We start from the raw sequence: 6,137 nt of genomic DNA, 5'->3' as shown, positions 1-6,137 counted from the left end.
GCGGCCGGGCTGGGCCGCGCCGGTGCCCGTCGAGCCCACGGCCGCCGAGCCGCCGGAGCAGATGTTCCTCGTCTGACGCACACGAAAGCGGCCCCGGAAACTTCCGGGGCCGCTCGCGTCCCGAACCTCAGATGCCGCGGATCCCCTGTTCGGCGGCACGCACCGCGCTCATCAGGTGGTCGTCGGCCCGGACGAGGCCCTGGCTCTGCGCGTTCTGCTGTTCCCAGGCTTCGTTGGCCTTCGCCTGGACGTTGCCCGCGACCTCGTAGTAGCTCGAACCGAACGCGTCGGTCAGCTCGTTCTCGTAGAGGAAGCCGGCGCCGTGGTGGTGGTCGTCGGTGTGTTCGCGGCTCTGCTGCGCGCCCTGCGCCACGGTCCGCGCCGTGCTGTGGATCGAGTCGCTGTTTCCGGTGATGCGGGAGGTCATGGCGATTCCCTTCGTCAGATCCGGTCGGAGATGCCGAAGCCGCCGGCCTGGTAGGTCACGCGGTTGGCTTCCTGGTTGGCCGCGTCGTCGGCGTCCTGGTAGCCGCCGGCGCCGCGGTGCATCGCGTCGGAGGCCGCCACGTACTTCGGGGCCAGGTGGTGGTCGACGACCGTCTGGCGGCCCTGGTCGGCGTCGGCGAACCCGTCGGCCCAGCGGCCGCTGCTCGCGGACCGCAGGTCGACGCCGGCGCTCGTCACGTGCTGGGAGCTGTTCTGCAGATTGGTGGCGGTCTCCGACGACGTCTTCGCCTGCCGCAGCATGGCGTCGACGTCGCCGTCGATTCCCCCTGTCGAACCGAACATCGCGGTTTCCCTCCGGTTGGATTGCGCCTGTCCCGGCCAGGCTAGGTCGGAAAGGGGGCCTCGACGCCGCCCGCGTCTTGTTCCGGTCATCGCGCCCACCGGACGCCGCCGGGCGGGGACGCTCGTGGGGTGGCGACAATCGTGGTTAAGCGGCCGGCGCGCCGGCCCTCGCCGGAGCTGCCCTCCGGTGAGCTGATCCTCCAGGCGCCGCCGGAGATCCCGGCGCCGCCCGCGCGGCAGTGGGCGCAGCTGCTGATGGTGCTCCCGATGGTGGGCACGACCGGCGCGATGATGCTGATGTTCTCCGGTTCGGCGGGCGGGGCCGTCCGCTACGCCGTTTTCGGGCTGATGGGCGTCGGCATGCTCGGCATGGTCGTGATGGGGCTCCTCCAGGGCGGCGGCCCGAGCCGGCGGGAGATGGGGTACGCGCGCCGCAAGTACCTGCGGCACCTCGCCCAGCACCGGCTGCGGCTGCGCCGCTCGGTGCGCCGCCAGCGCGAGGCGATGGAGTACCTGCACCCGGACCCGGCGTCGCTGTGGTCGCTGGCCGCGAGCTACCGGCTGTGGGAGCGGCGCAAGGACGACGCGGACTTCGGCGTCGCCCGGATCGGCCACGGGCCGCAGGGCCCGGCGACGACGCTGGTCGCGCCGGACACCAAGCCGCTCGAGGAGCTGGAACCGTTGTCCGCGCTGGCGTTGCGCCGGTTCATCACCACCTACAGCACCGTCGACCGGCTGCCGCTCGCCATCGCCGTCACCGGGTTCAGCCGCATCCACCTGCGCGGCGACCGCGAGGCCGCGCTCGGCCTGCTGCGCGCGCTGCTGGCCCAGCTCGCCACCCTGCAGTCGCCGGACGACCTGCGGATCGCCGTCTGCCTCGCCGACGACCGCCGCCGTGACTGGGAGTGGGTCAAGTGGCTGCCGCACGCGCTGCACCCCGAGCGCGCCGACGCACTCGGCCCGCTTCGCCTGGTGGCGCCCACGATCCCCGCGCTGGAGTCGGTGCTCGAAGAGGAACTGGCCAAGCGGCCCCGCTTCGACCCGGAGTCCGACGGCCGGGTGCCCGGCCCGCACCTGGTCGTCGTCCTCGACGGCGGTTCGGTCGCCGGCTCCGACCACCTGATGACCGGCGGCGGCGTCGAAGGCGTGACCGTCGTGGACCTGACGACCATGCCGCCGCGGGCGCTGGACCGGACCACCGTGGTGCTGGCGGTGGACGCCGTCGGCGACCTGGTCAGCGAGACGATCGACGGCGAGGCCCCGCTCGGCCGCGCGGACGCGCTGGGCCCGCACGCGGCGGAAGGGCTCGCCCGGCAGCTCGCGCCGTTGCGGCTGACCGTGGGCCGGGGCGGCGACGCGCCGATGACCGCTGAGCTGGGCCTGGCCGAGCTGCTGGGGCTCGGCGACCCGTACGCGTTCGACCCGGCCGACACCTGGGTGCCCCGGCCGAACCGCGACCGGCTGCGCGTCCAGTTCGGCATCCAGGCCGACGGGACGCCGATCGAGCTGGACCTCAAGGAGTCCGCCCAGGACGGCATGGGCCCGCACGGCCTGCTGATCGGCGCCACCGGGTCCGGCAAGTCGGAGCTGCTGCGCACCCTCGTGCTGGCGCTGGCGGTCACGCACCCGCCGAACTCGCTGAACTTCGCGCTGGTCGACTTCAAGGGCGGCGCGACCTTCGCCCGGCTGGACGCGCTGCCGCACACCAGCGCCGTGATCACGAACCTGGCCGACGAGCTGCACCTGGTCGACCGGATGACCGACGCGATCAACGGCGAGCTCATCCGCCGTCAGGAGCTGCTGCGCGCGGCGGGCAACTTCGCTTCCCTGCGGGACTACGAAAAAGCCCGCGTCGCCGGTGCCCCGCTGCCCGAAGTGCCGACGCTGCTGGTGATCTGCGACGAGTTCTCCGAGCTGCTGTCGGCCAAGCCCGACTTCATCGACATGTTCGTCCAGATAGGACGCGTCGGGCGCTCGCTCGGCGTGCACCTGCTGCTCGCCTCGCAGCGGCTCGACGAGGGCAGGCTGCGCGGCCTGGAAAGCCACCTGTCCTACCGGGTCGGGCTGCGCACGTTCTCCGAGATGGAAAGCCGCGCGGTGCTCGGCCACCCGGAGGCGTTCCGGCTGCCGCGCGCGCCGGGGCACGGGTTCCTGAAGGTCGGCACCGACCAGCTCGACCGGTTCCGCTCCGCCTACGTCTCCGGCGTCCACCAGCGGGCCGCGACCGGCGGCGCGCGGCCCGTGACGCCCGCGGACCAGCTGACGCTGCGGGAGTACACGACCGCCTACGTCGCCGGCGAGCTGGACACCGGCGAGGCCGAACCCGAACCCGCCGACGAGCCCACCACCGGCGAAACCCTGCTGGACATCCTGGTCGACCGGCTGACCGGCCAGGGCACGCCGGCGCACCAGGTGTGGCTGCCCCCGCTCTCGGAATCGCCCACCCTGGACCGGTTGCTCCCCGCACTGGCCGTCGACCGGCAGCGTGGGCTGACCGCCGGCGCACCCGGGGCGTTGCGGCCGGTGCTGGGGATCGTGGACCGGCCGTTCGAGCAGCGGCGGGACCCGCTCGTCCTCGACCTCTCCGGCGCCGCCGGGCACGTGCTGGTGCTCGGGGCTCCGCAGGCGGGCAAGAGCACGGCGCTGCGCACGCTGATCACCAGCCTCGCGCTCACCCACACCCCGCGCGAAGCGCAGTTCTACTGCCTGGACTTCGGCGGCGGCACGCTGGCGTCGATCGCCGGGCTGCCGCACGTGTCGGGCGTGTCCGGCCGGTTGGACACCGGGGCCGTGCGGCGGACGGTCGCCGAGGTCGCGGACATCCTGGCCCGGCGGGAGCGCCTCTTCGCCGAGCACCGGATCGACGGCATCGCCACCTACCGCAGGCTGCGTGCGGAAGGCCGGTTCGCCGAGCTGCCGCACGGCGACGTCTTCCTCGTGATCGACGGCTGGCAGACCCTGCGCACCGACTTCGCCGAGCTCGAGGAGACGGTCGGCGACCTCACCGCCCGCGGCCTGTCCTACGGCGTCCACGTCGTGGCGAGCTGCGCCCGCGCGTTCGACCTGCGGATGAACATCCGGGACCTGTTCGCCAGCAGGCTGGAGCTGAAGATCGGCGACCCGATCGACTCGATCATCGACCGGCGGGCCGCGATGAGCGTGCCCGCCGACGCGCCCGGCAGCGGGGTGTCACCGACCGGGCACCAGATGCTGGTGGCCCTGCCCCGCATCGACGGGGTTTCGTCGGCCGGCGACCTGGCCGACGGCACCGGCGCGCTCGTCGAGGCGGTCCGGACGGCGTGGCCCGGCGAGCCGGCCCCTTCGGTCCGGCTGCTGCCGACGCAGCTCCCCTACGCGGACCTGCCCGCCGAAGACGAGCTCACCGGCGAGGGCGCCGGGCTCGCCGTCGGCATCCACGAGCACGACCTTTCCCCGCTGCGCCTGGACTTCGCCGCCGACCCGCACTTCTTCCTGCTGGCCGACGCCCAGAGCGGCAAGACGGCCTTCCTGCGCGCGCTGGCCAAGCGGATCCAGGGCGCGTACCGGCCCGGCGAAGCCCGGGTCATCGTGGTCGACCACCGCCGCGGCCTGCTCGGCGAAGTCGCCGACGAGTACCTGCTCGGCTTCGGCGTCAACGACGAGCACAGCGGCGGCCTGCTCGCCGAAACGGCCGAGGCGCTGACCAAGCGGCTGCCCGGCCCGGACGTCACGCCCGAGCAGCTGCGGGCCCGGAACTGGTGGCAGGGCCCGGAAATCTTCGTGCTGGTCGACGACTACGACATGGTGGCCACGCACCGGGACCACCCGCTGATGGCGTTGCTGCCACTGGTCGCGCAGGCCTCGGACATCGGCCTGCACGTGGTGCTCGCCCGCCGGACCGGCGGCGCCGGGCGCGGGCTGTTCGAGCCGTTCCTCGGCCGGCTGCGCGAAGTCGGCACGCCGGGCCTGATGATGTCCGGCGACCGCGACGAGGGCCCGCTGCTGGGCGGCATGCGCGCCCAGGTGCTGCCGCCCGGCCGCGGCTGGCTGGTCGACCGCCGCGGTGGCAAGGGCCTCGTCCAGCTCGCCTGGCACCCCCCGACGACGTGAGATCAGGAGTGAACCGTGAGTGGTGACATCGACGGCGACACCGACGCGATGCGGGAGTTTTCCCGGAACCTGCTGGGCAGCCTCGAAGTGGACCCGGTCAGCCCGGCGGCCCGGCGCAAGGACGCGGTCCCGTGCGCGGGCGGCCTTGGCGCGCCCTGGTGCGAAGACCTGACGCACGAGGACAACGCGAGCACGACCGCCCTGCACCAGTTCATCGCGCAGGTGGAGCAGGGGTTCGCGCTCTACAGCTCGTTCGTGCGGCGGACCGCCGCGGACTACGTGCGCGCCGATGAGCAGGCCCGCAACGAGTTCCTCGCCGCGCTCGACTCCGACCACGGCGGCCCGCCGGCGACCGACTCCCGGCTCGAACGGTAAGGAGAACTGACGTGGGTGACCCGATCGGGGTCTGCGTCGACGACGCGTTCATCGAAGAGACGTACCGGCAGCTCACCGCCGAGCGCGACCAGCACATCCCCAAGCTGCTGGCCGCGCGTCAGATGTGGAGCGACGCGCGGGGCTGGATCCAGCGGCAGGCGAGCCTCCTGCTCACCCAGGCGACGCACCTGACCGACACCGACCGCTGGCCGGACGCGGCGGGACAGGCGTTCCTGCGGCGGGCGTTGCGCGACGTCGCCGTGATGCACTCCTGGGTCGACCGGTCCGGGATCACGAGTTCCATGCTGTCGCAAGGGATTCCCGCGATGTCGCCGGGCGGGGTGCCGTCCTCGCAGGTGTTCGACGGCCTCGACGCGCTGGTGGCCGGGATCCGGAGCGCGCAGTCCGTGGTGGAGGGGCTGCACCGGCAGTACCAGTCGATGTCCGAAAAGGACCGGGCGAAGCACCTGGACGAGATCTACGGGAAGGTCGTCGAGCAGCTGGACGGCCTGCGGCCGAAGTACCAGGCCGCGAGCGTCGCGCTGAAGAACGCGCCGGGCTCGGCGTGGGTGGGGCCGCGGGGTGCCTCGCCGAGCGCGAGCGGGCCCTCCCCCAGTGCCGGACCGGCACCGTCCTCGCCGGGAACCGCCGCACCGACGTCGCCGTCGCCGAGTCCGGCGCCCGCGTCACCGTCCACTCCGGACGAACCGGCCACGACGGATCCCGTCCAGGAGGCGCTGGCCGAGGCGCCGAACGCGCTGGACGCGGCAAGCCAGGCGCTGCAAGGGCTTCAGCAGCTCGTGGGCGGCTCGCCGAGCCCCACGGACCTCGGTTCCCTGACACCCGCCGAAGTCGCGGACCGGCTCGGCACCCTCGGCGACGGG

At 73.4% G+C, this 6,137-nt stretch carries 4 protein-coding genes and 1 pseudogene; 3 read left to right on the top strand and 2 right to left on the bottom strand.

From position 1 onward, the window contains the following. Positions 1-127: 127 nt before the first annotated feature. Together G3I65_RS55620 and G3I65_RS55615 are read right to left on the bottom strand one after the other, a co-directional pair. Positions 128-427 (bottom strand): hypothetical protein, encoded by a 300-nt coding sequence (locus G3I65_RS55620; RefSeq protein ID WP_160704655.1) that lies wholly within the window; start codon positions 425-427, stop codon positions 128-130. Between the two features lie 14 nt (positions 428-441). Continuing rightward, positions 442-789 (bottom strand): hypothetical protein, encoded by a 348-nt coding sequence (locus G3I65_RS55615; RefSeq protein WP_160704653.1) that lies wholly within the window; start codon positions 787-789, stop codon positions 442-444. A 129-nt stretch (positions 790-918) separates the two neighbouring features. Here G3I65_RS55615 and eccCa point away from each other — a divergent pair, with 129 nt between their 5' ends. The 3 genes and pseudogenes from eccCa to G3I65_RS55600 all read left to right on the top strand — a co-directional run. Then, positions 919-4,878, top strand: a complete 3,960-nt coding sequence (gene eccCa, locus G3I65_RS55610) for a type VII secretion protein EccCa (RefSeq protein WP_160704651.1) — start codon at positions 919-921, stop codon at positions 4,876-4,878. A gap of 15 nt (positions 4,879-4,893) precedes the next feature. Then, positions 4,894-5,253, top strand: coding sequence for a hypothetical protein (locus G3I65_RS55605; RefSeq protein ID WP_160704649.1), 360 nt, complete (start codon positions 4,894-4,896; stop codon positions 5,251-5,253). Positions 5,254-5,264: 11 nt separating this feature from the next. Next, positions 5,265-6,137, top strand: a pseudogene (locus G3I65_RS55600) (hypothetical protein); the annotation flags it as partial.

The sequence above is a fragment of the Amycolatopsis sp. SID8362 genome (genome assembly GCF_010550475.1).
In the GTDB taxonomy this organism is placed as follows: Bacteria; Actinomycetota; Actinomycetes; order Mycobacteriales; family Pseudonocardiaceae; genus Amycolatopsis; species Amycolatopsis eburnea.
Note: the sequence above shows the minus strand (reverse complement) of the source record. Positions and strands in the feature narration are given on the sequence as shown.